Raw genomic sequence first — 25,475 nt, forward strand, 5'->3', positions numbered from 1 at the left:
TTTCGGCCTCGTGACCTCGCCTCCGAGGGGCGATACCGCGCCTGCGGCGTTACGTCTCGCCCCTCGGACGCGAGGCGGCCGAAACCGTGGTGCGGGTTGTTCGCTGACAGCGTCAGCTGGCGCCGCGGGGTTTCGGCCTCGTGACCTCGCCTCCGAGGGGCGATACCGCGCCTGCGGCGTTACGTCTCGCCCCTCGGACGCGAGGCGGCCGAAACCGTGGTGCGGGTTGTTCGCTGACAGCGTCAGCTGGCGCCGCGGGGTTTCGGCCTCGTGACCTCGCCTCCGAGGGGCGAAACCGCGCCAGCGGCGTTACGTCTAGCCCCTCGGACGCGAGGCGGCCGAAACAGTGGTGCGGGTTGTTCGCTGACAGCGTCAGCTGGCGCCGCGGGGTTTCGGCCGCGTGACCTCGCCTCCGAGGGGCGAAACCGCGCCAGCGGCGTTACGTCTAGCCCCTCGGACGCGAGGCGGCCGAAACAGTGGTGCGGGTTGTTCGCTGACAGCGTCAGCTGGCGCCGCGGGGTTTCGGCCGCGTGACCTCGCCTCCGAGGGGCGATACCGCGCCTGCGGCGTTACGTCTCGCCCCTCGGACGCGAGGCGGCCGAAACCGTGGTGCGGGTTGTTCGCTGACAGCGTCAGCTGGCGCCGCGGGGTTTCGGCCTCGTGACCTCGCCTCCGAGGGGCGATACCGCGCCTGCGGCGTTACGTCTCGCCCCTCGGACGCGAGGCGGCCGAAACCGTGGTGCGGGTTGTTCGCTGACAGCGTCAGCTGGCGCCGCGGGGTTTCGGCCTCGTGACCTCGCCTCCGAGGGGCGATACCGCGCCTGCGGCGTTACGTCTCGCCCCTCGGACGCGAGGCGGCCGAAACCGTGGTGCCGGTTGTTTCGCTGACAGCGTCCCCGAGTTGAAGCTCGGGGGCGCTGTTTCACGTGGATCAGGAAAAAGGCGGAGCCGCTTCGTCTTTGGCGGAGCGGATATAGGTGAGCCGACTACCGTCGCGGGCCTCGGTCGGCCAGTCGATGCCGAGGCGGGCGTCGAAGGCGTCCATATCCCGGTCGAACTCGGGGGTGTACTCGAGCGAGCACAGGTAGGTGACCGTCGAGCCGTCCTCGAGCGAGAGGATGGCGTGGCCGAGGCCCTCGGACAGGAACACCGAGCGCCGGTGCACGTCGTCGAGCAGCACGCTGTCCCAGCGGCCGTAGGTCGGCGAGCCGGGGCGCAGGTCCACCACCACGTCCAGGAACGCGCCGCGCACGCAGGTGACGTACTTGGCCTGACCCGGCGGGTCCTCGGTGTAGTGGATGCCGCGCAGCACGCCGGCGGCCGAGACCGAGGTGTTCACCTGGTGCAGCTCGAACGGGCGCCCGGTGGCCTTCTCGAACTCCGAGGCCTTGAACGACTCACAGAACATCCCGCGGTCGTCGCCGAGCAGGCGGGGAGTCACCTCCCACGCGCCGGGGATGGCCAGTTCACGGATCTGCATGCCTGTAGTTACCAGTCTTTCCCGCGGTCGATCAGATCGAGCAGATAGCGGCCGTAGCCGGAGCGCACCATCGGTTCGGCCAGTTCACAGAGCTGGTCGTCGGTGATCAGCCCGCGCCGCCAGGCCACCTCCTCGGGCACGCCGATCTTGAGGCCCTGCCGTTCCTCGATGGTGCGCACGTAGTTGGCGGCGTCGAGCAGCGAGTCGAAGGTACCGGTGTCGAGCCAGGCGGTGCCGCGGGCCAGCACGTCGACGCTGAGCTTGCCCTGTTCCAGGTAGGCGCGGTTGATGTCGGTGATCTCGTACTCTCCGCGCGCCGACGGCCGCAGCTCGCGGGCGATCTGCACCACGTCGTTGTCGTAGAAGTAGAGGCCGGGGATGGCGTAGTTGGAGCGCGGGCGCTTCGGCTTCTCCTCGATGGAGACCGCGCGGCCCTGCTCGAACTCCACCACGCCGTAGGCGGTCGGGTCCTTGACCCAGTAGGCGAAGACCGCGCCGCCGTCGATGTCGTGGAAGCGTTCCAGGCTGGCGCCGAGGCCGGGGCCGTGGAAGATGTTGTCGCCGAGCACCAGGGCCGCGGGCTCGCCGCCGATGTGGTCGGCGCCCAGCACGAACGCGCGCGCGAGTCCGTCGGGTTCGGGCTGGACCACGTATCTGATGGCGACGCCGAACTGACTGCCGTCGCCGAGCAGCCGGGCGAACGCGTCGGCATCCTCCGGCGTGGTGATCACCAGAATGTCGTCGATCCCTGCCAACATGAGGGTGGACAACGGGTAGTAGACCATGGGCTTGTCGTAGACCGGGACGAGCTGCTTGCTCACCCCGCGCGTGATGGGGTGCAGCCGCGAACCGGTGCCGCCCGCCAGGATGATTCCGCGCATGGGGGAAGTCTGCCAGCTCCTCCTGCCGCGGAGTCGGGGAGGTTCCGACACGTCGACGAATTGGTCACGAACGTTTGTCTCCGGGTGTGTCGGGCGATAACTGGGACACGCAAGGCGCTCATCTGATTATGTGAGCGTCGATGTGTGAAACATCACTATGTTAGATGTCAGCGTGGACATCCATACCGGGCCCGCCTGGTGGGGGGTCGACGCGCCAGCTGTGAGGTAGGTGCGCGATGGGATCGTCGAAGATCGCCGGGCCGGGTGTGGTGGGCGGAATCGCCGCCGCTGTCGTGGGTAAGAAGGCAGCGCGCGTGCCCGAGCAGGGCATCATCGTCAACTCCGGGCGAACGAGTACCTCGTCACGAGTGCTGATGGGCGCGTGCGTCGGCGTCATCGGGCCGCTGCTGCGGACCGTGCCGATCAACCGGGCGACCATCCCGCTCGGCGCCGTCGCCGTCGACCTGCTGTCTCGGCTGCGGCCGGAACCGCACGGCATCGAGCGCGAGCAGATCCAGCTGGACGGCTTCAGGATGGAGATGGTCCGGCCCGCCGGCGGGTCGCGCGCGCTGCGGCACGGCGCGGTGCTGTACATGCACGGTGGCGGCTTCGCCGTCGGCGGCCTGCAATCGCATCGGGCGATCGTCGCCGGGATCGCGCGGCGCACCGGACTGGCCGTGCTCAATGTCGAGTACCGGCAGCTGCCCGGCCGCGTGATCACCGAGTCGATCGACGACTGTGTGCTCGCCTACCGCTGGCTGCTGCGCCACGGCGCCGACCCGGCCAAGATCGTCTTCGCGGGCGACTCCGCCGGTGGCTACCTCGCCTTCGCCACCGCGCTGCGCTCCCGGGAGATCGGCCTGCCGCTGCCCGCGGCGCTGGTCGGGCTGAGCCCGCTGCTCGATCTCGACTACCGGGCCAAGCAGGGCTACGTCAACGTCACCCGCGATGCCTACATTCCGCTGTCGGGCCTGGAGGCCGTCATCCGGCTGGGCGCCGAAGCGACCGGTCCGCTCGACCCGGCCATGTCGCCGGTCAACGCCGAGCTCACCGGATTCCCCCCGGTGCTGCTCATCGCCGCCGAGGACGAACTGCTGCGCTACGACTGCGAACTCATGGCCCACCGGCTGACCGCGGCGGGCGTGCCGGTCACCCTCGAGCTGTGGCGCGGTCAGGTACACGCGTTCATGAGCATCCTGCCGAGCATGCCGGAGAGCCGGTCGGCGCTCGGCCGGGTCGCCAAGTTCGTGCGGGTGGCGCTGGAACCCGCACAGCGGGCCAGGACGGCCTGAGTACGGCTCGGGCGGTCTGGACCACGGTCGGCCGGCCGAGTCTCCCGGCGGTCGCCTTGTACGTGAAACGCCCCCGCTCGGATCACCGAGCGGGGGCGTTTCGTGCAAGCAGCCTTAGCTGACTACTTGGCCGGGGCCGTGGGGGCCGGCTGGGTGATGGTGGCGAAGTACTGGATCGCAGCACCGATCGCGACCGGGCCGGTCACAAAGATCTGACCGGCGAGAACGCCGAGGGCGCCGACGGCCAGGATGCCGCCGATGCAGCCCAGGGCGGCAGCGGGCAGGAAGGGGCCGAAGAGGCCAACGATGGTGGCCGAGGCAACCGTCGCACCGGCGATGCCGCCGAGGACGCAGCCGATGGCGCCGCCACCGAGACCACCGACGAGGGTGCCGAGGGTGGCGCCCATCGAGATGGTGGAGGTCAGGCGGCTCCAGGCGGCCTGCTCACGGTCGTACTCGTTCTTCCACGGCGCCTTGTCCTCGAAGGGAAGGGCGACGGGCTTGTAGACGGCCTTGGCCGGGTCGATCTGCGGGGCGAGGGTCGCGGTGTTGCCCGCGATCTCGGCCGCGATCGGGAACTCGAAGTCATCGAGACGGAACGACAGCGGGGTGCCGGCAACGGTGGTGCCATCGACGGCCTTGACCTTGAACACGCCGTCCTCGACGACAAGCGATCCGGCGTCGGTGGTGATGACGGACTTGCCGTCGACTTCCTGGGCGGTGAAATTGATCGGAGCGGCCTCTTCGACCGGCGCGGCGTTGACGGTGCCGGCGGTGACGCCCATGGCAGCGATCAGCAGCGCCGAGGTGGCGGCGAATTTCCTCATCAGCATTTTCGTTGAACCTCGATGTTGGAGCGTTCGGAGGGGACCCGATGATCAAAAGCCCTCGCAGCTAACGAGCGGTGAACCTCGCGTGACCGTCTATTCAAATTCTGTTCACCGTTGATACCCCGGTACTGGTGCGGTGCTCGAAACCTGAGCGGTGACCGGGCTTTTTCTCAGGAAACCAGACCCGAAGTCGTAACCTGATGGGGTCTATAGTGATGGACGTCACAGCGAATATATCTGGGACGTCACAGATCGGACGCTGTACAGCATCGCATTTTCGGCCGCCTCGAGTCCGGAACGGCATCGGCGAGCACGTATCGTTGGCCGGGTGCGAGTTCTCGTAACCGGCGGGGCCGGGTTCATCGGTGCGAATTTCGTCCAGCAGACCGTGGCCACGCGCCCGGATGTGCACGTGACCGTCCTTGACGCGCTCACCTACGCGGGCAACCGGGCGTCGCTGGATCCGGTCGCCGACCGGATCGAATTCGTGCACGGCGACATCGCCGATCTGGACCTGGTCGACAATCTGGTCAGCGGTGTCGACGCGGTGGTGCATTTCGCGGCCGAATCGCACAACGACAACTCGCTGGCCGAGCCGTGGCCGTTCGTGCAGACCAATATCGTCGGCACCTACTCGCTGCTGCAGGCCGTGCGCCGCCACGACGTGCGCTACCACCACGTCTCCACCGACGAGGTGTACGGCGATCTCACCCCCGAGGACCCGGCCTTCACCGAATCCACGGCCTACAACCCGTCCAGTCCGTATTCGGCGACGAAAGCGGGCAGCGATCTGTTGGTGCGCGCCTGGACCCGATCGTTCGGCGTCCGCGCGACCCTGTCGAACTGCTCCAACAATTACGGCCCGTATCAGCATGTCGAGAAATTCATCCCCCGCCAGATCACCAATCTCATCGACGGTGTGCGGCCGCGCCTGTACGGCGCCGGTCATCAGGTGCGCGACTGGATCCACGTCGACGACCACAATCGCGCGGTCTGGGACATTCTCGACCGCGGCCGGATCGGCCAGACCTATCTCATCGGCGCCGAGGGCGAACTCGACAATCTCAGCGTCGTCCAGCTCATCCTGCGGGCCTTCGACCGCGATCCCGCCGACTTCGACCATGTGACGGACCGGCCGGGTCACGACCAGCGCTACGCCATCGACGCGAGCCTGCTGCGCGAGGAACTGGGCTGGTCACCGCGGTACGCGGACTTCCGGGCCGGTCTCGCCGACACCATCACCTGGTACCGCGAGAACGAGGACTGGTGGCGGCCCAAGAAGGCCGCCACCGAAAGCGCCTACGCGGCCGCGGGCGAAAAGACACTCTGAGTCCCGCACCGTCGTCCGGGGAGTTATCCCCAGACGACGGTGTAATACGTCGCGGCCGCGCCGATCAGCGCGAAAACCGAGGCGCAGGTGACGGTGATCGCCGTCGCGCGGGTGGGAATCACGCCGTCGGAATCGGTGAGCCGCAAGGGAACCCAGCGGGCCACCACGGCCAGCCCCATGATCGCCAGCGGCACGAAATACCGGCCTTGGACACCGTCGATGATGTAGAAATCGACCGGCGTGAACGACATGTACAACGTCACGTAGATCATCGCGACGCTCGCCAGCACGGTCAGCGCCACGATCAGCGTGCGCCGGAAAGTGGCTGTCGTGGTGTTCATCCGGTCGGCGATACCGAAACTCACCGCGAAGGCGATCAGGCACGCCAGCATCGATACTGCGGGCACATCGACGTAGGCGAAGCCGAGTTCACCGAAGAACTGGTTGAACCAGCGGTGATCGCGCAGGGCGATGCTCTCGCCGAAAGTGTGCACGAATTGCACGGGGTCGCTGAGGATTCCCTTCAGCTGGTCGGCGGGGCGCACCTGACCCCACTGGTGCGGCGGGCGCATCAGGCTCATTCCGTCGCCGGTCGGCGCCGCGATTTTGGTCCACGCGAGAAAAAGCGCGCCACCGGTCGCGGCGAAAGCCCACGGAATCAGCTTCAGTTTTCCGGTGAAGCCGAGGCGGTCGGCGGGCACGACGACAACCAGCATCGCCAGCAGCACATAGGTCGGCTTGCTCAACGGCAACGCGATCGTCGCGGCGAGCAGCGCACCGGTTTCCACCGGCCGCAACCGGTCGCCGACGAACAGGGCCTTCAGCAACAGCGCCGACACCATGATCGCGAGCGCATTGGTGAGCGTATCCGCGGTGACGGTGCCCGCCTGGAACAGCGCGATCGGCAGCACCGCGACGGTGAACACCAGCCACTGACTGCGCCGCTCCCGCAGCGCGTACAGCGCGAAACCGACTACGGCCAGGTAGGCCGCCAGCCCGGCCAGCCTGGTCAGCAGGTACATCCCACCGACATTCAGGCCGAGCGCCTCACCGAGCCGGATACCGACGGCGGCGGGCACGTACGGGACCGGCGAGTAGGCGGCGGTGTTCGTGAACCACATCGTCTTGGTGGCCGAGCTGATCTCGGCGTCGCCGAGCCGGTCGTAGACGGCGGGGTCGGCCACCATCGCGTCGGGCTCGTCCGGGTTGTCGTTGTAGTCGCGGAAGGCGTAGCCCATCAGCGCGTCGACGCTGACCGGGATCTGGCCGCCGTAGGCGACGCCGCGATCGTCGGCGATGCGCTGCGGGAACACCCCGCCGTGCGCCACCTGGTAGGCCCGGCCGAACTGGGTCAGCTCGTCATGGCCCCAGAACGGCGGGGTGAGCACGGCGAACAGGGCGCCGAACACGGTGGCGATCACCGCGAAGGCGACAGTGGCCGCGCCCAGCCTGTGGGTCAGCGACCGGATCGGCGCGAGGAGCCGGTCCTTGGTGCTCGGTGCCTGCGGTGCGGTCTTGCTGAGCTCGACGGTGGTGTCCGGCTCGGTGGAAGTCGTCACCGACGGTCTCCGGCAGTGACGTCCTCGTGCGCCCCCGCGGCCGAATAGCGCAGGTAGACCAGGCGCGCCGCCTCGTGCCGGGACCGGCGGATGCCGTCGAGGATCATGCCCGCGGTCCACGCGAGACTGCCCAGCAGCATCAGGGTGAACGCGAAGAACAGCGTCGGGAACCGCGCCACCTCGTGGGTGTCGTAGAACTCGATCACGATCGGGACGGTCAGGATGAGCGAGACCAGCCAGGCCAGCGTGCCGAACAGGCCGTAGAACGCCACCGGGCGCTCGTGCCTGGCCAGGCCGAGGATCAGCGCGAGGATCTTGGTGCCGTCGCGGTAGGTGCGCAGCTTGGATTCGCTGCCAGCCGGGCGGTCACGGAAACCGACCTGCACCGCGGTCTGCGGCACCCGCAGGTGCAGCGAGTGCACGGTCAGTTCGGTCTCGATCTCGAACTCGCGCGATACGGCCGGGAAGCTCTTGACGAAGCGACGCGAGAACACCCGGAAGCCGCTCAGCATGTCCTCGACGTTCTCGCCGAAGACCTTGCCGACGACGCCGTTGAGCACCTTGTTGCCGGTCTCGTGGCCGGAGCGGTAGGCGCTGCCGTCGCTGTCGTCCTGCTTGCGCACGCCGAGCACGTGATCGTAGGGGCCGTCGAGCAGCGTCTTGATCATCAGCGGCGCCGCGGACGCCTCGTAGGTGTCGTCGCCGTCGATCATCAGATAGACGTCGGCCTCGATGTCGGCGAAGGCACGGCGCACCACGTTGCCCTTGCCCTTGGTGTTCTCGTAGCGCACGATCGCGCCGGCCTCGCGGGCGCATTCGGCGGTGCGGTCGGTGCTCAGGTTGTCGTAGACGTAGACGACGATCCCCGGCACGGCGGCCTTCAGGTCGGCGACGACCTTGGCGACCGCGGCCTCTTCGTTGTGGCAGGGGACCACGGCGGCAATGCGAAGCTCGGTGGAGTCCACCCGGGTCAATCCTCGATGTAGGCAGCAGTGGGACACCGGGAGGGTACACAGTGCACGTCCGATCCGCTCACCCGGTTCAGCGAGCTTAACGCGGGACCGAACGGGCCATCGGTGTACGGTCGGCCCGTGTCCCACCCCGAGTTGTCCGAGCCGGTCCCCGCGTCGTTGATGTCGAAGGTGGTGACGGCGCTGCGGCAGGGCGCCGCGTTCCTCGTCGTCGGCGCGATCGGCTTCCTGGTCGACGCGGGCACTTACAACCTGCTGGTCTTCTGGGGTGGCGGATTCACCTTCACCGAGGGTGTGCTGTATCACTCGCCGCTGGTCGCCAAGATCATCGCGATCGCGGTGGCGACGGTGGTCACCTACTTCGGCAACAAGTGGTGGACCTTCTCCCACAAGAAGACCGACAACCCGGGCCGCGAATACGTTTTGTACGCGGTCTTCAATGTCGTCGCGATCGCGCTGCAACTCGGCTGCCTCGGCTTTTCCCGCTACGTGCTCGACCTGTCCTCGCCACTGTCGGACAACATTTCCGGCACGCTGATCGGCCAGATCGTCGCGGTCGTATTCCGCTATTGGGCCTACGACAAATTCGTCTTCACCGGCTCTTCGGCAACCGAAGAGCAACACGCGCGGGGTGCGGCGACCCCTCACTGACAGCGCGACGAGGCCGGGCGATTGATATCCTCACCCCCGCCTGCCGCGCCGCCCCTTCTTTACGTGACTGCTTGCGTCGGCGCAGTCGATACCGAGAATTTCGAGGACTTCATGGAACAGTCGGCTACGGGAGCCGTGACCGAATCGAACGATCGGCGCGAGGCCGCGCCGGAATCGCTGCGCGGTGAACACGCGGCACCGGAGCGGCTGGTGCTGGCCAGGGGCATATTCACCGGCCCGTCGGCCCGGGTGAGCGACGAGCTCTACGCCGTCGTCAAGGGTGGTGCCGCGGTCCGTGAGCGCCTGGCGCTGCACCTGCCCAAGGGCGCCACCGCGCACACCAACACCTACTTCGGCCGCTTCGCCGCCAGCTACTGGCAGCGCTGGACCACCGTCACCGAGGTGACGGCCAGCGCGACCCTCGAGGTCGGGGACAAGGCGAACGTGCGCCTGGTCGCCTCCGACATCGCCGGCCACCGCCGCATCATCGCCTCGCTCGTGGCGACCAGCGGCGGCCGGGTCAGCCTGACCGCCCCGCTCGACCAGTACGTCGACGGCGGCGCGCTGTGGCTCGAGTTCGACGCCATCGGCGGCAGCCTCGACATCACCGACCTCGCCTGGACCGCGCAGGCGCCGGAGAAGGTCCGCCCGGTCGCGATCGCGATCTGTACCTTCAACCGGGCCGAGGACTGCGCGCACACGGTGGCCGCGCTGGCCTCCGACGCGACCGTGCTGGCCGCGATCGACGCCGTCTACGTCGTCGACCAGGGCACCGACCTGGTCGAGAACCGCCCGCTGTTCCAGCAGGTGCGCCCCGACTTCGGCGACAAGCTGCGCTACATCCGCCAGCCCAACCTCGGCGGCGCGGGTGGCTTCACCCGCGGCCTCTACGAGGTGTCGGCGGCCAACGAGCATGCCGACGTCATATTGATGGACGACGACATCCTCTGCGAGCCCGAGACCGTGCTGCGGTTGCAGGCCTTCGCCAACCTGACCGTCGAGCCGACCCTGGTCGGCGCGCAGATGCTGTTCCTGCTCAACCCCGACTACCTCAACGTCGGCGCGGAGGAGGTACACCTGCACGAGCTCAAGCACGGGCAGAAGGTGCCCAAGGCACTGCGCAACACCTCCATGCTCAAGAAGAACCAGGAGCGCCGCGTCGACGCCGGCTACAACGCCTGGTGGACCTGCCTGATCCCGGCCGAGGTGGTCGCCAAGATCGGCCTGCCGGTGCCGATCTTCTTCCAGTGGGACGACGTCGAGTACGGCATCCGCGCGCGTGAGCACGGTTTCGTCACCGTCACCCTGCCCAACGCCGCCGTCTGGCACGCCGACTTCTACTGGAAGGACTACGACGACTGGGCGCGCTACTTCTCCACCCGTAACTCGCTCATCGTCGGCGCCCTGCACACCGATCTCGACGCCAAGGCGATCACCAGGGACTTCTTCCGCTATATCGCCGAGCATCTGGTCGGCATGCAGTACGGCCTGGTGCACACCACGCTGCAGGGCATCGAAGACTTCATGAAGGGCCCGAAGGTGCTGCGCGACGGCGGTATCGACGCCCTCGCCGCCGCCCGGGGCACCCGCGGCGACTACCCGGAGACCATCAAGCACCCCGCCGCGACCCCGCCGGTGAACTCCGCCGACATCCAGGTCCGCCGGGCCGGTGGCGAGCCGAGCCGGGTCACGTTGGTGCTGATCAAGCGCGCGATCACCCAGTGGACCGGACGCACCCAGCACGGCCTGATCGGCGTCACCCGCGAGGACGCGCACTGGTGGCACGTCGGCTTGTTCGACCACGTGGTCGTCACCGACGCCTCCCAGTCCGGCGTGCGCGTGCGCCGCCGCGACAAGGCCCGCGCCCGCGCCCTGCTCATCCGCACCTACCGCACCCTGCGCAAGCTCCGCAAGGAACTGCCCGCGCTGCAGGCTGCCTACCGCGACGCGGTGCCCGAGCTGACCAGCCGCGAGAACTGGGCCCGGCTCTACGGGATCGACCCCAGCTGAGTCCGCGCTGATCGTTCGAACGCCGCGCCGGAATTCGTTCCGGCGCGGCGTTTCTCGTCGCCGGGCTCGAGGTCGCCGCGCCGCCACGGCGGGGTCGCGTTTCCGCCGAGACGGGAACAGCCCCGGCGCGATGCCGGGGCTGTTCGCGTGCCTGGAGTCGGTCAGCCGAGCAGGATCAGCAACAACGTCAGCAGGAAGAACACCCCGAGCACCGCGAACGGCAACCACAGGAAGATCACCCCCGGCGTCTTCTGCGGCTCCGACCCGATCGCCCCCTTGAAGAAGACCGCGGCGGGCGACCGGTAGTACACCTTGCTTCCCGGCCCCGGTGTGACGGGAACCTGGATCTCCGCGGGCCCCATATCGAACAGCCACGGCGTCACCACCCGCACGTGGTACTGCCCCGGCCCCACCGGCACATGCGTCTGTCCCCACCGCGCATCCGGTACCGGCTGCCCGTTGACGAAGATCTTCGGCTTCACCAGCGCCAACATGAACGAAGCCCACACATACGACGAATCCACCGTCAACCCAGGCGGATTCGGCCCCGAAGCTCCACCGGCCACCGACTGTCCGGCCCCGCCGCGCGGTGCGTGCCCACCCGACCCGAACTGGCCAGGCGCATGCGGCGGCGGTCCACCGAGTTGCCCTGGTGCCCCTGCGAGCGAGTGGTCGCCGGTGCCGAATCGGCCGGATTCGCCGTGTGGCGGCTGGCCGAACTGGCCAGGCGCACCGTGTGGTTGGCCGCCCGGACTGAACTGGCCGGGGCCGAACTGGCCGGGCGCATGCGGCGGCGGTCCACCGAGATGCCCTGGTGTGCCTGCGAGCGGCTGGTCACCGGTGCCGAATCGGCTGGGTTCGCCGTGTGGTGGTTGGCCGAAGTGGCCGGGCGCACCAGGGGGTTGGCCGCCGGGACCTGGTTGGCCCGGTGCGGCGTGCGGTGGTTGGGCACCCGGACCGAACTGACCGGGCCCGAACTGGCCCGGGCCGCTGTGCGGGGGCGTACCGCCTGGACCGAACTGGCCCGGTGCCCCCTGGGGTTGGGCGCCGGGGCCGAACGGGGCAGGTCCGCCCAGGGGCGGCCGGGTACCGAGTTGACCCGGTGCACCCGGTGGTTGATTGCTGCCCGGGCGGCGGGGCGGGGCGACCAGTGGCCTGCTCTCCTGGCCGGCCGGTGGCTGATCGTCGGACGGGCTGGAGAAGCCGTCGAAAGAGACTGTGGCCGAAGGGCGGTGTGGCGGTGGAAATTCGGACTCCGCGGCGTCTCCGGGGGTTCGGCTCGGCAGTGCGTCGAGCCGACCGAAGCCGGGTGGCGTGTGCGGTTGCCCGAAGTCGGCATCCTGCGGACGCCCGTGACCTGCGGGCGGTTGGCCGAATCCGGGGCCGCCGGGGCCTGTGGGTGGCCGGCCGGCGCCGGGGATGCCGGGAGGGGGACCGAAGCCAGGGCCGCCGGTACCGGCGGCAGGCCGACCGAAACCAGGTGCCCCACCCGGCTGCCCGAATCCCGGTGGCGGAGCGCCCGGTCCACCGAATCCCGGTGGGGGAGGGCTCGGCCGCGCGTGACCCGGTTGGGGAGTCTCCGGCCCGTTCGCCGACCACTGGTCGCCGGTCGACGGGCGACCCGGATCGGGCCGGGGTGTGCCGCTTCCCGATTCGCTGGAATCCGCGGGTCCCGGCTCGTCGGGGCGGTGTGGTGGTGGAAAATCGCCGGGGCTACTCATTCATCCCTCCCGGATAGCGAACCGTGCGCCTGAACCCTACCGCGCTCCTGGACCGCCGTCCGGGCGAGCAGCGACCGGCCGGAACGGACAAGATCACCACGCTCCGGTGCAGGTCGGCACTGGGCAGGCCCGCACACCGGAGCGTGGTGATCATTTGTCCAGGTAGGTCAGCGGCGGCCGCGTTCGCGGTACCGGCGGCGCTGCTCCTTGACGATGGTGCGCCACGCCTGGGCACGTTCTGCGGCCAGGCGTTTGTCGGTGCGGGCCGCCATCCACTCGTTCTCCTTGGCGAGTTTGCGGTAACTCGCCAAGCGGCGTTCGGGCAGCGAACCGTCGGCGAGCGCGGCCAGTACCGCGCACCCCGGCTCGGTCTCGTGCACGCAATCGGCGAAACGGCATTCGGCGGCCAGGGATTCGATATCGCTGAACGTCTTGCCGATGCCCTCGGCCGCGTCGTACAAGCCGATCCCACGCAGACCGGGCGTGTCGATGAGAGTGCCGCCGCCGGGCAACGGCCGCAACTCCCGGTGCACCGTGGTGTGGCGCCCCTTGCCGTCGACTGCGCGAACGGCGTTGGTGGCGAACACCTCCGCGCCGAGCAGGGCGTTGGCGAGGGTCGACTTGCCCGCGCCGGACGGTCCGATCAGCGCCACCGTGCCCGTGAGCAGCGCGGTGAGCACATCGAGCCCCACCTCGGCAGTCGAGCTCACCGCGAGCACCGTCGCACCAGGGGCGACCGCGCGCACCTCGTCGAGCGGGATATCGACCGCGGCATCGGCTTTGGTGAGCACGACGATCGGCTGGGCATTGCTCTCCCAGGCCAGCGCGAGCATGCGCTCGATCCGACCCAGGTCGACGTCACCATCGGCGGCCGTGCAGATCAGCACGGTATCGACATTGGCCGCCAGCACCTGGGCGACCGAACGCCCCGACACCGACGATCGCGTGATCGCCGAACGTCGCGGCAACAGCTGCCGCACCGTTGACTCGGCGTCGAGTCCGACCCAGTCGCCGGTGCACAGACCGGTGATGTCGCGCGGGCAGGCGGCACGCGCGGGCCCGGACGGCGTCACCACATCGCATTCGCTGCGGTCCATCCGGACGATGCGCGCGGGTACGAGTTCGCCGAGCAGCGGCAGGTATTCGGAGGCTACGGCTTCGGTCCAGCCGTAAGGGACGAGACGGTCGTAATCGACCATGGGGGAAAGTCCTTCGTCGGGGCCGAGCCCGACGGCGGGCTCAGCGAGAAGAGTTCGGGGTGGAGTCCACGTCGGCGGTGTGCGCACGCACAGCTCGCCGGGGCACGGCAATCCTCACCACGGACATCCACCTCCTCGTCTCTTCTCGCTGGTCCCCAGACAATGACACATCGCCGCGAACCGCGGCAACCGATTTATTTCGGGTCGGGTTTCCCGAACTGCTCGTTGCGTCCGAGCGAGCGCAGCCGGAACCATTCGCGCAGGCCGGCCGGGTCGCGCCGGGTCACCAGGAAGAACCAGGAGAACCGGATCCACTCCTGCGGCAGCAGCTTGCGCATGCCCGGCTGCGACATCAGATAGCCGCGGTTGCGGTAGGTGAAGTAGCGCTTGACCGGGTCGTCCGGGTACTGGGTGTGCATCCGGCCGCCGAGGATCGGCTTGAACTCCTCGGCGCCGTTGGGGTGCAGGTACGCCGTCTGCAGACAGGTGCCGAACGGCAGCCCGGAGCGGACCAGGCGGCGATGCACCTCCACCTCGTCACCGCGCACGAACAGGCGCAGATCCGGCACCCCGATCAGGTCGACGGCCTTGGCCGAGATCAGCGCGCCGTTGAACAGCGAGGCGATGCCGGGCAGGAAGTCCTCGTCACCGAGCTCCGAGCGCAGCCGCCGCCACACCACACCGCGGCGCAGCGGGAAGGCCAGCCGGTCGGGTTCGTCGATATCGCACACCACCGGCGACACCTCGACGAGGTTGTGCCTGCGCGCGCAATCGAGCAGGGTCGCCAGCACTTCGGGACCGTCCGGGCGGCCGTCGTCGTCGGCCAGCCACACCCAGTCCGCGCCCATGGTGAGCGCGTGCAGCATGCCGAGCGCGAAACCGCCCGCGCCGCCGAGGTTGTGCCGCGACCCCAGGTAGGTGGCCTCGATCGGCTGCTGGGCGACCAGCTCGGCCACCTCGTCCTCGTTGGCGTTGTCGACGACGATCAGGTGATCGATCGGGCGCGACTGCGAGGCCAGCACCTTCAGCGATTCGGCGAGCAGCTCCCGGCGCTTGTGCGTGACGACCACGCCGATGATCCGCGCCCGCGGCCCGGTCTCGGTGTGCAGGTCGGCCGGTTCGGCACCGGCGGGCAGTTCGGCGTCGTCGGGCAGCGCGATCGGTTCGGCGGGCGCCTCGGCCGCTTCGAGACGGTCGGTCACGCTGAACCCACCGGGCACGACCGCCCGATCGCCGTGGTCCTCCGGCCGCTGACCGCTCATGCCTTGTTCTGCTCCAGTTCCTTCTCGCCCGTCGCGCCGGATGCGCCCTCGGTCTCCAGCTCACGCAGCACCTGTGCCACGTGGTTACCCGCGTCGGGACCCTCGTACGCTCGCACGACTTCCTCGATGCCGCCGTGCAGGCGGATCTGACCGTGGTCGACCCACATCGCGGTGTCGCACAGCTGGGCCAGGAACTCGTTGGAATGGCTGGCGAAGACGAGAATGCCCGAGCGCGCGACCAGCGACTGCAGCCGCGTGCGCGCCTTCTTCATGAACTCCGCGTCGACCGCGCCGATGCCTTCGTCCAGCAGCAGGATCTCGGGGTCGATGGACGTCACCACACCCATCGCCAGCCGGACCCGCATGCCGGTGGAGTAGGTGCGCAGCGGCATCGACAGGTACTCGCCGAGCTCGGTGAAATCGGCGATCTCGTCGATCTTGGACATCATCTGCTTGCGGGTCTGCCCGAGGAACAGGCCGCGGATGATGATGTTCTCGTAGCCGGAGATCTCCGGATCCATGCCGACGCCGAGGTCGAACACCGGCGCCACCCGGCCGCGGATGCGCGCGCTGCCGCGCGAGGGCTCGTAGATCCCCGACAGCAGCCGCAGCAGCGTCGACTTGCCCGCGCCGTTGTGGCCGACCAGCCCGACCCGGTCGCCTTCCTTGAGCGAGAGGTTGATGTCGCGCAGTGCCTCGACGACCACCACATCGGAACTGTTGCGCCCGATCGCGCCGCCCGCCTTACCGAGGAACGCCTTCTTCAGCGACCGCGACTTGGCGTCGAAGATGGGGAACTCGACCCACGCCTGCTGGGTTTCGATACTCACACGGCTCATCGGGGACTGCTCCTAAACCCAGTACGGGACGCGGGCACGGTACTGCTTGAGCGCCAGGATCGCGACGATCCAGCCGACCACCGTGATCGCGCCGACGATCGCCCAGTGGTGCCATTCCGACGGCTCGCCCAGCAGCGGTGCGCGCACGATCTCCAGGTAGTGGAAGGTGGGCACGATCTCGATCAGCTTGGCCCGGTCGCTCATCCCGCCGACCGAGTTCTCCAGCGCCTTGGTCGACCACATGACCGGGGTCAGCACGAACAGCATCAGCGTCATCGAGCCCAGGATCGGGGCGATGTCGCGGTAGCGGGTGGAGAAGATGCCGAACACGATCGACACCCACATGGCGTTGAGGAACAGCAGCAGGATCGCGGGCACGGCCAGCAGCACCGACCAGTTCAGGTCACGCCAGAGCGAGAACGCGACCAACAGCACCGCGTAGATCGCGGCGTTGTGGATGAAGAACAGGAACTGCCGCCAGACCAGCCGGTACACGTGCACGCTCAGCGCCGACGGCAGCTGTTTGATCAGGCCCTCGTTGGCGATGAAGACATCCGAGCCCTCGAGGATCGAGGCGCTGATGACGTTCCAGACGATCAGGCCGATCGTCACGTACGGCAGATACTGGCTGATCGGCTGATCGAGCAGCGTCGAATACAGCAGACCCATCGCCAGCGCCTGCAGGCCGGTCGCGATGGTGATCCAGAACGGGCCGAGCACCGATCGCCGGTACCGCTGCTTGATGTCCTGCCAGCCCAGCGACAGCCATAGCTCGCGCTGATGGAAGCCGTCTCGCATGTCCTTGAAGGCGCGCTGGAAGGTCTGTGAGTCCGACACCATCGGCTCCGCGACCAGCAGGGGCGAATCCGTGGTGTGCTCGGCTTCGGCGATCTCGGCCAGTTCGGCCTCGGTCACCGGGGAATCGTCGTCGGAATGCACGGGGCTCTCTTCGGTACGCGCGTCACTCTGGTCGGAGACCGAATCGGGACGAGCGGCAGCTGCGGGCACGGTCCCCGACCTTACAGTGTCGTCGCCCGGCCGGGGCCGGGGTGTTCTCGGCCTTGCGGCCTCGATTCTTCCTTCCTCCGCTCGGTCGCTGCGCTCCCTCGCTCCGTCAGTCCAGAATCGAGGCGGCCGAGAACGGGCGGGACTTCAGTGGACTACAGGTACTGCCCGCCGCCCACGTGGCCACCGGCCTTCGGATCACCCGCGTGCATGCCCGGCGGCAAGGCGCCCTGACGCATCTGTTCCAGCTGGGCGCGGGCGGCCATCTGCTGGGCGAACAGCGCGGTCTGGATGCCGTGGAACAGGCCCTCGAGCCAGCCGACCAGCTGGGCCTGGGCGATCCGCAGCTCGGCGTCGGAGGGCACCGACTCGTCGGTGAACGGCAGGGTCAGCCGCTCCAGTTCCTCGCGCAGTTCGGGCGCGAGGCCCTGCTCGAGCTCGCGGACCGAGGACTTGTGGATCTCCTTGAGGCGCGACCGGCTGGCGTCGTCGAGCGGAGCCGCCCGCACCTCCTCGAGCAGCTGTTTGATCATGGTGCCGATGCGCATCACCTTGGCGGGCTGCTCGACCATGTCGGCCAGCGACTCACCCGAATCGGCGTCGTCGGTGGCGCTCTGCTCGTCGTCGGGGACGACCTGCCCGGTGAACGTGGCGCCACCGTTCTGGTCGGCGGGCACGGTGAGCGGACGGCCGTCGGGGCCGATCACGACGATGGATTCCGGTACATCCTCCGAGTGCGTCATATCCCCATCATTGCGTGTGTGGCAGGTTCGCGCTAAAACCCCGACGCGGTTACACCGGACCGCCCGCTGCCCTTAAAGTGGCGGGCATGACTTATGACGTCGCGAGGGTTCGGGGCCTGATACCGTCCCTGGGCGACGGCTGGATCCACCTGGACCCGCAGGCGGGGATGCTCGTTCCGGATTCGGTATCGCGTGCCGTGTCAACGGGTTTCCGCACCTCCTCGTTTTCCCATATCGGCCGCCACGGTGCGGCGACCCGCAGCGGTGCGATCCTCGACGCCGCGCGTGAGGCGGTCGCCGATCTGGTCGGGGGAGATCCGGCCGGCGTCGTGCTCGGACCCGATCGCGCGGTGCTGCTGGCCTGGCTGGCGGAATCGCTGAGTTCCCGGCTCGGTCTCGGCACCGGCATCGTGCTGTCCCGGCTCGACGACGAGGCCAATGTGGCCCCGTGGCTGCGCATCGCCAACCGCTACGGCGCGCACGTGCGCTGGGCCGAGGTCGAGATCGAGACCTGCGAGATGCCGTCGTGGCAGTTCGAGGAGCTGATCGGCCCGACCGCGCGGCTGGTCGCGCTCACCGCCGCGTCCCCGATCGTTGGCTCGGCGCCCGCGGTCCGGGTGGCCGCCGACCGGGTGCACGACGTGGGTGGCCTGCTGGTCGCCGACGCGTTCGGCGCGGCTCCGTACGCCCTGATCGATATCGACGAACTCAACGCCGACGTGGTCGCGCTGAGCGCGCCGTCGTGGGGCGGCCCGCAGGTGGGCGCGCTGGTGTTCCGCGATCCGGCCTTCCTCGATCGCATCCCGTCGATGTCGCTCAACCCCTATGCCAAGGGTGCTGAACGGCTCGAGGTCGGCGGCCACCAGTACGCGCTGCTGGCCGGGCTCACCGAGTCGATCGACTTCCTCGCCGGACTCGACGAGCGGGCGCGCGGCACCCGGCGCGAACGGCTCGAGATGTCGATCACCTCGCTGCAGGACTATCACGACCAGCTCTTCGATCACCTCATGCAGGTGCTCGACAAGGTGGACAACCTCACCGTGATCGGCCGTGCCTCCACCCGCATCCCCACCGTCAGTTTCACCATGGCGGGGATGCAGGCGGAGAAGGTGGCGGCCAAGCTGGCCGACAACCGGATCGGCACGGTCAGCGGCGTGCACGGCGGCAGCCGGTTGCTCGACGCGCTGGGGGTCAACGACGAGGGCGGCGCCGTCACCATCGGCTTGGCGCCCTACACGACCCGCTACGAGATCGACCAGCTCGGCCGCGCGCTCAGCGCGCTCGAATAGTCCTCAGTCGCGCACGCGCAGCACGATCTTGCCGAAGGTCTCCGGCGAATCGAGCAGCTCGTGCGCGCGGCCCGCCTCGGTGATCGGCAGCTCGGCGGAGATCACCGGCACCACCTCGCCCGCGGCGATCAGCGGCCACAGCCGCTCGCGCACCGCCACGACGACCTCGGCCTTGCTGCCCGCGCCGACGCGTGGCCGGTTGCGCACGTTCGTCGCGTGCACCGTGCCCCACTTGCCCAGCAGCGTGGCCAGATTCAGCTTCCCGGCCACGCCGCCCTGCATCCCGATGACCACCAGCTGACCGTGCGCCGCCAGCGCCTCCACATTGCGTTCCAGGTACAGCGCGCCCATGTTGTCGAGGATGATGTCGGCGCCGGAACCACCGGCCTGCGACGGCTCGGCCGCGACCACCGCGACGAAGTCCTGCGTCTTGTAATCGATCAGCAGCTCGGCCCCCAGCTCGGCGCACTTGGCCAGCTTCTCGGCCGAGCCCGCCGTCACCGCCACCCGCGCCCCGAGGCTGCGAGCCACCTGGATCGCGTGCGTCCCGATCCCGCCGCCGCCACCGTGGATCAGCACCAGCTGCCCGGACCGCAGCCCGGCCGTCATCACCAGGTTCGACCACACCGTCGTCGCCACCTCGGGCAACCCCGCCGCCGCCACCGGATCGAGCCCGTCCGGAATCGGCAACAGCTGGGTGGCAGGCACCGCGACCAGTTCGGCATAGCCGCCACCGGACAGCAGCGCGCACACCCGATCCCCGATCCGCCACTCCCGCACGCCCTCCCCGAGCGCGACGATCGTCCCCGAACACTCCAGCCCCGGCACCGAACTCGCGTCGGCGGGCGGCGGATAGAACCCCCGCCGCTGCAACACATCGGCCCGATTCACCCCGGCCGCGATGACCTCGATCAACACCTCGCCGGGCCCCGGCTCCGGATCGACCGTGACGGTCCACTCCAGCACCTCCGGCCCGCCGAACCCGTTCAACTCGATTGCCTGCATGGGGTGGTTCCACCTCTCCGCGACCTCGGCCGGACACCGGACGCGTGCCGCGCGTCCGCTACGATCTCACTCTAGGGAGACGTGGCAGAGCGGCCGAATGCACTCGCCTTGAAAGCGAGCGTCGCGAGAGCGACCGGGGGTTCAAATCCCTCCGTCTCCGCCAATCCGGTTGGTGGGCACCGCCTGTTCTTCTCGCTGACGCCGCCGATCCGGTCGCACAGGACGTGGAACCAGATCGGCCCATCCCTACTTGTCGGGCGCACGGTCGACAACAGCACAGTCCTGGTGATCGGGGCGATCGGTCACGTCACGGTCGGCCGATGCTCTCGGCGGCGACCGCGGAGTTCGTCGTCGCCAGGATCGCCGAACGCGCGCGCGGGACCGTGCTGCTGTCCACGGCCGCGATCCGCGACGACGTGGACGAGCAGCTCATCCGATCGGCGCCGCGCACGCGATCGTCGAACGGCCGATCCTCGAATCGGGTCGTCGACGACCCGGGCCGAATTCAGCCGGCCTCGTCCCAGGCCTGGATGGAGGTCTGGTCGACGATGCGGCCGTCGCGGATGTCGGCCATCGAGTGGACCAGGACCCGGGTTCCGTCGGGGTAGCGGCAGGATTCGACGAAGGCGACGTGGTCGCCGTCCATCAGGACGCTTTCCAGTTTGTGGGTCATCTCCCGCGAGCACACGTCGGCGAACATCTCGCTGATCGCCGAACGTCCGTGCAGCACACGGGGATGGCTGGGCTGGTCGTTGTGGTCGACCATCCGGATCTCGGCGTCGTCGCCGTACAGTGCCAGCAATGTGGTCGCGTCGCGGCCTTCGATGCCACGGCGCAGTGCTTCGGCATCGAATCCCGAACTGGATGCGGTGCTCATCTCGGTCTCCCTCGCTCGTCGCCCAACGAGCCGGACCAGGGCGATTCGGCCCGTAATCCAGCACATTACGCCCGCGGACCGGCCTGCGGAACGCCCCGAGATCAGCCGACCGGAGCGGCCCGTTTGGCGATGGCCGTGATCGGCACCGGCTCGACGCGTTCGATCCCGTCGAGCGCGCCGAGCCGCTCGGTGAGGTAGTCGAACAGGGTGTCGGCGTCGCGGCACACCACGATCGCGATCAGGTTCGCGGTCCCGGTGGTCCCGCCCACGAACGCGGCCTCCGGATGTGCCGACAGGGCCCGCGCGACGGCCACGAGCCGGGCGGGCACGACCGTCAGCCACAGTGCCGTCTGCACCGGGAAACCGAGCACCGCCGCATCGATCTCCACATCGAAGCGCAGCACGCGCTGCATGCGCAGCTCGTCCACCCGGCGCCGGACCGCGGACTCCGACCAGTCGACCGCGCGCGCCAGCCGCGCGTAGTCGGCGCGGCCGTCGACGGCGAGGGCGGGCAGCAGGCGCCGATCGAGTTCGGTCATCGTGATCGTGTCCGGCCGCTCGGCCAGCGCCGGTGCCAGTGCGCTGACCTGCTCGGATGTCAGCGCCGACGTCCGGCCCTGCCAGCGCCGATCGGTCAGATGCCGCAGCAGCCGCTGCACCTGGACCGACTCGACTTGCGGATGCCTGGCCAGCGCGTCCAGCGGCACCGTGGCGTCGGCGCCGACATGGAAGAAGCTGCTGATCTCGGCACCGCCGGCGAGCACGCTCACCCACGAGGTGTCCGGCCTGCGGGCGAGTGCTCGCGCCAGCGCGTCCGCGCCGCCGGGCCGCACCCGGATCCGGACCAGCCACTCGGCGTGGCCGACCAGGCCGGTGGCGGCGATGCCGGTGACCCGCGCCAGCCCGTGGGCGCGCAGCCGCGCGAACCGCCGCGCCACCGTCCGGTCGGCGACATCGAGCACCTCGCCGATCCGGCGGAACGAAGCCCGGCCGTCGACCTGCAAGGCGTGCAGCAGCCCCAGATCGACCGCGTCGAGCCTGACCGAATCCACCAGATCAGCGTAGGTCGTGTCGGATTCCGGCGCAGCGGGCGCGGATCGGCGACATCGCCCCCGGCCGGACCCACGATCGACGCATGACAGCAGACATCGACGGCATCCACCACGTCGGCATCCTCACCCGCGATCTCGACGGCCTCGAGCGCCGCTACCGTTCCCTCGGCTTCACCCTCACCCCGCGCTCGCGCCACCTGCTCGCCGCCGGGCCGGGGGAGTCGCCGGTCGCCGGCTGCACCGCGAACCTGTGCGCGGTCTTCGACGACTCCTATCTCGAGCTGCTCGGCATCGTCGACGAAACCGCGCCCGACCCGTGGCACACCAGGGCGATGGCCGACGAGTACGAGGGGCTGCGCCTGCTCAACCTGGAGACCTCGGACGCCGAGAAGGCCGACCGTCGCCTGACCGAGGCCGGGTTACGCACGTCCGGGGTCCTCGACCTCGAACGCCCGGTCGACACCCTGGACGGCCCACGCACCCTGCGGGCCCGCGCCGTCCACGTCGACCCGCGCGCGACCCCCGAGACCTACCTCGGCGTCGCCCAGCACCTGACCCGCGACTACGTCCACCAACCGCGCTATCTGCGGCACCCGAACGGCGCCCGCGGCCTCGGCTCGGCGCTGTATGTCGTCGACGACGCCGCCTTCGCCACCGTCGTCGACCGCTATCGGCGCGTCCTGGACCGCGTGCCCGACCAGGAGGGCCCGCTGACCATGTTCTCCGTCGGGCCCGCGCGGCTCGAATTCGTCCGGGCGAGCGACGCGGACGAACTCCTGCCCGGCGAACCGGCGCCCGCCGCCTCCTACCCGGCCGCCCTGACCATCCGCGTCGACGACGTCGTCGCGGCCCGCGACCTCGTCGACGACGCGGGCACCCCGACCAGCCCGACCGCCGACGGCTTCGTCGTCTCCGCCACGGACGCCTACGGCGCCTGCCTCTTCTTCACCGCCTGAGGAGCCACCCTCTGCTGTTGAGCTCGTCTTCCACACGGACCAGCGGGGCGGGCGACGAAGTCGTGGCCGAGTCGGTGCGGAACAGCCCGGTGAACGACTCGCGGCCGCCCACCGGAGCGGGCGGCCGCGAGCTGGTTGGCACCCAGGTCAGCGCGCGGTGCGCGGCGGATCGTCGTCGAAGCCCTCGGTGTCCACGCGTTCCTTGCGAACGGTGCCGGACACGGTCTGCTCGTCCTCGACCTCGTCGACCGCCAGCCGGACCCGTTCCACCGGGACGGCCTCGGTCTCCACCCGCACCCGGTCGGCGTGCAGGGTCACCTCACGCTCGTCGTCACCGATCTCGACCCCGCGCTCGCCCCGATCGGTGATCGGTTCGCGCTCGACGCGGACTTCCTCGTGACTCGTCGGGACGCGCACGTTCTGTTCCTCGGTGACCACGTACTTGCGCAGCCGGGCGGTGCCGACGGTCTCGCGCTCGGTATCCACCCGGAGCTGTTCCTCCGAGCGGATCATCGACTCACCGCCGATCCCGGGGTTGCCGTGGGTCAGCGGCTCCTCGTCGCCCGCACGAATCTGCTGGCGGCCGTAGGTATCCCAGGCCGCCGCCCGCGGGTCGACGTGGTAGTGCCGGAACAGTTCCTGCTCGGACTCGGCGCTGATCCGGCCGTCGTCGTCGAGGTGCGGCGCGGATTTCACCGCTTCCTTGTCGACGTGCAGGCGCAGGGTGTCCTCGTCTGCCCGGTGCTCGGCACCGGCCAGCGGGACCAGCGAGTCGCCGTGGAACAGACCGGTGGACACGGCGGCCCAGGTCGGCGCCCCGGTGGTGTTCTCGAGGTAGATCTGCTTGACCTTGCCGATCTTCTCGCCCCGCTCGTCGTACGCGGTGGCGCCGATCAACGAATCCAATGTCGCTCTGCTCATGATGATCCTCCTACCTGACGCGGAGGTCGCCCGATTCCGGCCGCATCGGGTCGGCGGGCGGCTCCGCTGGGTTGTCGTGATCGCTCTTTCGCAGCATCCGGCGTAGCCAGATCAGCTACTTCGAAGCAAATACCCGAGTCGATCTTCGGCAAACAACCCCCGGTCGAGGCGGCATCGGCGGTCGGCGCACGAGCGTCGCTAGCGTTCGCCCGGCCGCTCCCGCTTGACGAAGTTGGGACGGATGTCCATGTCGGGTTCGTCGTAATAGCGATGGAAGGTGGGGGTCAGGCCCGAGGAGATCGGCGGGTTGATCCAGCTCCAGTCGGTGGGGCAGCGTCGGCCCGCCGCCTCCTCGCGCTGGACGTGATCACAGAACTGTTTGGCGACGGTGTGGTGGTCGACCATGTGCACGCCCGAGGTCCGGAAGCTGTGCAGTACCGCGTGATTCAGCTCGATCAGCGCCTTGTCGCGCCACAGCGTGCGCACCGAGGAGGTGTCGAGCTCCATCATGTCGGCGATCAGCGGCAACATGTTGTAGCGATCGGTGTCGCTGAGGTTGCGCGCGCCGATCTCGGTGCCGACGTACCAGCCGTTGAACGGGGCGAACGGGTAGGTGATGCCGCCTACCTCGAGGTCCATGTTCGACACCGCCGGTAGCGCATGCCATTTCAGCCCGAGGGTGGCGAACCACGGGTAGTCGGGGTGGACCAGATCGACCTCGCGGACCAGCTCGCGCGGCACATCGAAGTACCGCAGGTCCTCGTCGGGCGTGCTGATGAGCACGGGCAGCACGTCGAAGGGGGTGCACGCGCCGCGCCAGCCCAGCGCCATCGCCTGCTCGGTGGCGGCGATGTTGGCCGGATCGCCGGTGACGGTGCCGTCGCCGTTGGGATAGCCCGCGTAACGGATCAGCTGCGAGCTCACGATGCGGTACTCCCCACCGCCGGGCTCGAGCTGCGGGCCGACTGTGATCATCGACTGGATCGCACCGCCGTTGGTGGCCAGGCGCAGATGCTGCCAGCAAGCCTCGGAAAGCTCTCGCGCGGAAGTAACTCGGCGCGCGTCCAGCAGTTTGAGCGACCGCCAATGCTTGCGCCCGACACAGCGCGCGTGATTGCGCCACGCCAGTTTGGCGCCGATCAGGATCTCCTCGGCGGTCTGCCGATAGGTGCCGGTTTCGCGCAGTTCGGCGAGCGCGCCGAGCCGGCGCTGGGTGGGTAGATGACCCAGTTCGGGATTGCGGAAGAACTCGTCGCATTCGCGTAGCCGACGCTCGAGGTCGGTGGCAGGCGGTGCGGCGACGACGGTGTCACCGGCCGAAGTGACTGGGGTGGAGCCTTTTTCGCAGACAGCAGGGCGAGAACGTTGGTTCACGGTACATCTCCGGTCGGGCAGCAGGGTGCAGGGCCGTGCGGGCGTACCCGGGATGCGGGGTATTCGCCCGCCGAGAACACGCTGCTCGACCGGTGGCGCGCGCCGACCAGGTAATCGGTCGAGCGTCGCCGCATGCATAGTCGTCCTGTTCGAACACCGAGATTCGCTGCGAGCCAGCCTACGACCGGTGTGCTGGCGGTGTGCTCGAAATCGCGGTAATCCCACCAC

The 25,475-nt window shown here is 69.1% G+C and carries 22 protein-coding genes and 1 tRNA gene; 7 read left to right on the forward strand and 16 right to left on the reverse strand.

Translation table 11 applies throughout. From position 1 onward, the window contains the following. Nucleotides 1–931: 931 nt before the first annotated feature. Nucleotides 932–1,480 carry a dTDP-4-dehydrorhamnose 3,5-epimerase gene (rfbC, locus tag V8688_RS03010; protein ID WP_218721252.1) on the reverse strand — a complete coding sequence of 183 codons (549 nt, stop codon included), beginning with the start codon at nucleotides 1,478–1,480 and terminating at the stop codon, nucleotides 932–934. 8 nt (nucleotides 1,481–1,488) lie between these two features. Continuing rightward, nucleotides 1,489–2,361 carry a glucose-1-phosphate thymidylyltransferase RfbA gene (gene rfbA, locus V8688_RS03015; RefSeq protein ID WP_342800101.1) on the reverse strand — a complete coding sequence of 291 codons (873 nt, stop codon included), beginning with the start codon at nucleotides 2,359–2,361 and terminating at the stop codon, nucleotides 1,489–1,491. 236 nt (nucleotides 2,362–2,597) lie between these two features. Between rfbA and V8688_RS03020 the strand changes: the two genes are divergently transcribed. Then, nucleotides 2,598–3,653: an alpha/beta hydrolase gene (locus V8688_RS03020; protein WP_218721254.1), complete on the forward strand. Its 1,056-nt coding sequence runs from the start codon at nucleotides 2,598–2,600 to the stop codon at nucleotides 3,651–3,653. Nucleotides 3,654–3,775: 122 nt separating this feature from the next. On the opposite strand, the gene V8688_RS03025 is transcribed toward V8688_RS03020, so the two are convergent. Further along, the gene (locus V8688_RS03025; RefSeq protein ID WP_342800102.1) at nucleotides 3,776–4,486 is read right to left on the reverse strand and encodes a hypothetical protein; all 711 of its coding nucleotides are present in this window, start codon (nucleotides 4,484–4,486) and stop codon (nucleotides 3,776–3,778) included. Between the two features lie 325 nt (nucleotides 4,487–4,811). On the opposite strand from V8688_RS03025, the gene rfbB reads away from it, so the two are divergent. Continuing rightward, a complete protein-coding gene (gene rfbB, locus V8688_RS03030) occupies nucleotides 4,812–5,813 on the forward strand; it encodes a dTDP-glucose 4,6-dehydratase (protein WP_342800103.1) in 1,002 nt (333 codons plus the stop codon). Between the two features lie 23 nt (nucleotides 5,814–5,836). On the opposite strand, the gene V8688_RS03035 is transcribed toward rfbB, so the two are convergent. Together V8688_RS03035 and V8688_RS03040 are read right to left on the reverse strand one after the other, a co-directional pair. After that, nucleotides 5,837–7,372, reverse strand: a complete 1,536-nt coding sequence (locus V8688_RS03035; protein WP_316573161.1) for a DUF2142 domain-containing protein — start codon at nucleotides 7,370–7,372, stop codon at nucleotides 5,837–5,839. After that, the gene (locus V8688_RS03040) at nucleotides 7,369–8,337 is read right to left on the reverse strand and encodes a glycosyltransferase (protein ID WP_316573162.1); all 969 of its coding nucleotides are present in this window, start codon (nucleotides 8,335–8,337) and stop codon (nucleotides 7,369–7,371) included. Before V8688_RS03040 ends, V8688_RS03035 begins: the two co-directional genes overlap by 4 nt. Before the next feature lie 126 nt (nucleotides 8,338–8,463). On the opposite strand from V8688_RS03040, the gene V8688_RS03045 reads away from it, so the two are divergent. Both V8688_RS03045 and V8688_RS03050 read left to right on the forward strand, forming a co-directional pair. Then, on the forward strand, nucleotides 8,464–8,994 hold the full coding sequence (locus tag V8688_RS03045) for a GtrA family protein (protein ID WP_316573163.1): 531 nt from the start codon (nucleotides 8,464–8,466) through the stop codon (nucleotides 8,992–8,994). Between the two features lie 111 nt (nucleotides 8,995–9,105). Then, on the forward strand, nucleotides 9,106–11,004 hold the full coding sequence (locus V8688_RS03050) for a glycosyltransferase (RefSeq protein ID WP_218721260.1): 1,899 nt from the start codon (nucleotides 9,106–9,108) through the stop codon (nucleotides 11,002–11,004). A 161-nt stretch (nucleotides 11,005–11,165) separates the two neighbouring features. Here the strand turns inward: V8688_RS03050 and V8688_RS03055 are convergent, their stop codons facing one another. From V8688_RS03055 to V8688_RS03080, 6 genes are all read right to left on the reverse strand, one after another. Next, on the reverse strand, nucleotides 11,166–11,498 hold the full coding sequence (locus tag V8688_RS03055) for a hypothetical protein (RefSeq protein WP_218721341.1): 333 nt from the start codon (nucleotides 11,496–11,498) through the stop codon (nucleotides 11,166–11,168). 1,394 nt (nucleotides 11,499–12,892) lie between these two features. Continuing rightward, complete coding sequence (gene rsgA, locus V8688_RS03060) at nucleotides 12,893–13,924, reverse strand: ribosome small subunit-dependent GTPase A (protein WP_342800104.1); 1,032 nt, start codon at nucleotides 13,922–13,924, stop codon at nucleotides 12,893–12,895. 194 nt (nucleotides 13,925–14,118) lie between these two features. Then, nucleotides 14,119–15,186, reverse strand: a complete 1,068-nt coding sequence (locus V8688_RS03065; protein ID WP_342800105.1) for a glycosyltransferase family 2 protein — start codon at nucleotides 15,184–15,186, stop codon at nucleotides 14,119–14,121. Continuing rightward, entirely contained in the window at nucleotides 15,183–16,025 is an 843-nt protein-coding gene (locus V8688_RS03070; protein ID WP_218721262.1) for an ABC transporter ATP-binding protein, read from the reverse strand. Before V8688_RS03070 ends, V8688_RS03065 begins: the two co-directional genes overlap by 4 nt. A 12-nt stretch (nucleotides 16,026–16,037) precedes the next feature. Next, a complete protein-coding gene (locus V8688_RS03075; RefSeq protein WP_218721343.1) occupies nucleotides 16,038–16,865 on the reverse strand; it encodes an ABC transporter permease in 828 nt (275 codons plus the stop codon). A 320-nt stretch (nucleotides 16,866–17,185) separates the two neighbouring features. Continuing rightward, entirely contained in the window at nucleotides 17,186–17,773 is a 588-nt protein-coding gene (locus V8688_RS03080) for a bacterial proteasome activator family protein (protein WP_218721263.1), read from the reverse strand. Nucleotides 17,774–17,859: 86 nt separating this feature from the next. Here V8688_RS03080 and V8688_RS03085 point away from each other — a divergent pair, with 86 nt between their 5' ends. Beyond that, the gene (locus tag V8688_RS03085; protein ID WP_218721264.1) at nucleotides 17,860–19,062 is read left to right on the forward strand and encodes a cysteine desulfurase-like protein; all 1,203 of its coding nucleotides are present in this window, start codon (nucleotides 17,860–17,862) and stop codon (nucleotides 19,060–19,062) included. A 3-nt stretch (nucleotides 19,063–19,065) separates the two neighbouring features. Here V8688_RS03085 and V8688_RS03090 read toward each other — a convergent pair whose 3' ends face one another. Then, entirely contained in the window at nucleotides 19,066–20,067 is a 1,002-nt protein-coding gene (locus V8688_RS03090; protein ID WP_342800106.1) for an NAD(P)H-quinone oxidoreductase, read from the reverse strand. Nucleotides 20,068–20,142: 75 nt separating this feature from the next. Here V8688_RS03090 and V8688_RS03095 point away from each other — a divergent pair. Beyond that, nucleotides 20,143–20,230, forward strand: a tRNA-Ser gene (locus V8688_RS03095). A gap of 342 nt (nucleotides 20,231–20,572) precedes the next feature. On the opposite strand, the gene V8688_RS03100 is transcribed toward V8688_RS03095, so the two are convergent. Both V8688_RS03100 and V8688_RS03105 read right to left on the reverse strand, forming a co-directional pair. After that, nucleotides 20,573–20,944 (reverse strand): nuclear transport factor 2 family protein, encoded by a 372-nt coding sequence (locus V8688_RS03100; protein ID WP_218721266.1) that lies wholly within the window; start codon nucleotides 20,942–20,944, stop codon nucleotides 20,573–20,575. 101 nt (nucleotides 20,945–21,045) lie between these two features. Beyond that, nucleotides 21,046–21,996 (reverse strand): AsnC family transcriptional regulator, encoded by a 951-nt coding sequence (locus V8688_RS03105; RefSeq protein WP_342800107.1) that lies wholly within the window; start codon nucleotides 21,994–21,996, stop codon nucleotides 21,046–21,048. Between the two features lie 83 nt (nucleotides 21,997–22,079). On the opposite strand from V8688_RS03105, the gene V8688_RS03110 reads away from it, so the two are divergent. Beyond that, a complete protein-coding gene (locus V8688_RS03110; protein WP_342800108.1) occupies nucleotides 22,080–22,952 on the forward strand; it encodes a VOC family protein in 873 nt (290 codons plus the stop codon). A gap of 147 nt (nucleotides 22,953–23,099) precedes the next feature. Here the strand turns inward: V8688_RS03110 and V8688_RS03115 are convergent, their stop codons facing one another. Then, a complete protein-coding gene (locus V8688_RS03115) occupies nucleotides 23,100–23,873 on the reverse strand; it encodes a PRC and DUF2382 domain-containing protein (RefSeq protein ID WP_342800109.1) in 774 nt (257 codons plus the stop codon). Between the two features lie 198 nt (nucleotides 23,874–24,071). Further along, a complete protein-coding gene (locus V8688_RS03120) occupies nucleotides 24,072–25,103 on the reverse strand; it encodes a nitric oxide synthase oxygenase (RefSeq protein ID WP_342800118.1) in 1,032 nt (343 codons plus the stop codon). Nucleotides 25,104–25,475: the final 372 nt, after the last annotated feature.

The sequence above is a fragment of the Nocardia sp. No.11 genome (assembly GCF_038752175.1).
GTDB lineage: Bacteria > Actinomycetota > Actinomycetes > Mycobacteriales > Mycobacteriaceae > Nocardia > Nocardia canadensis.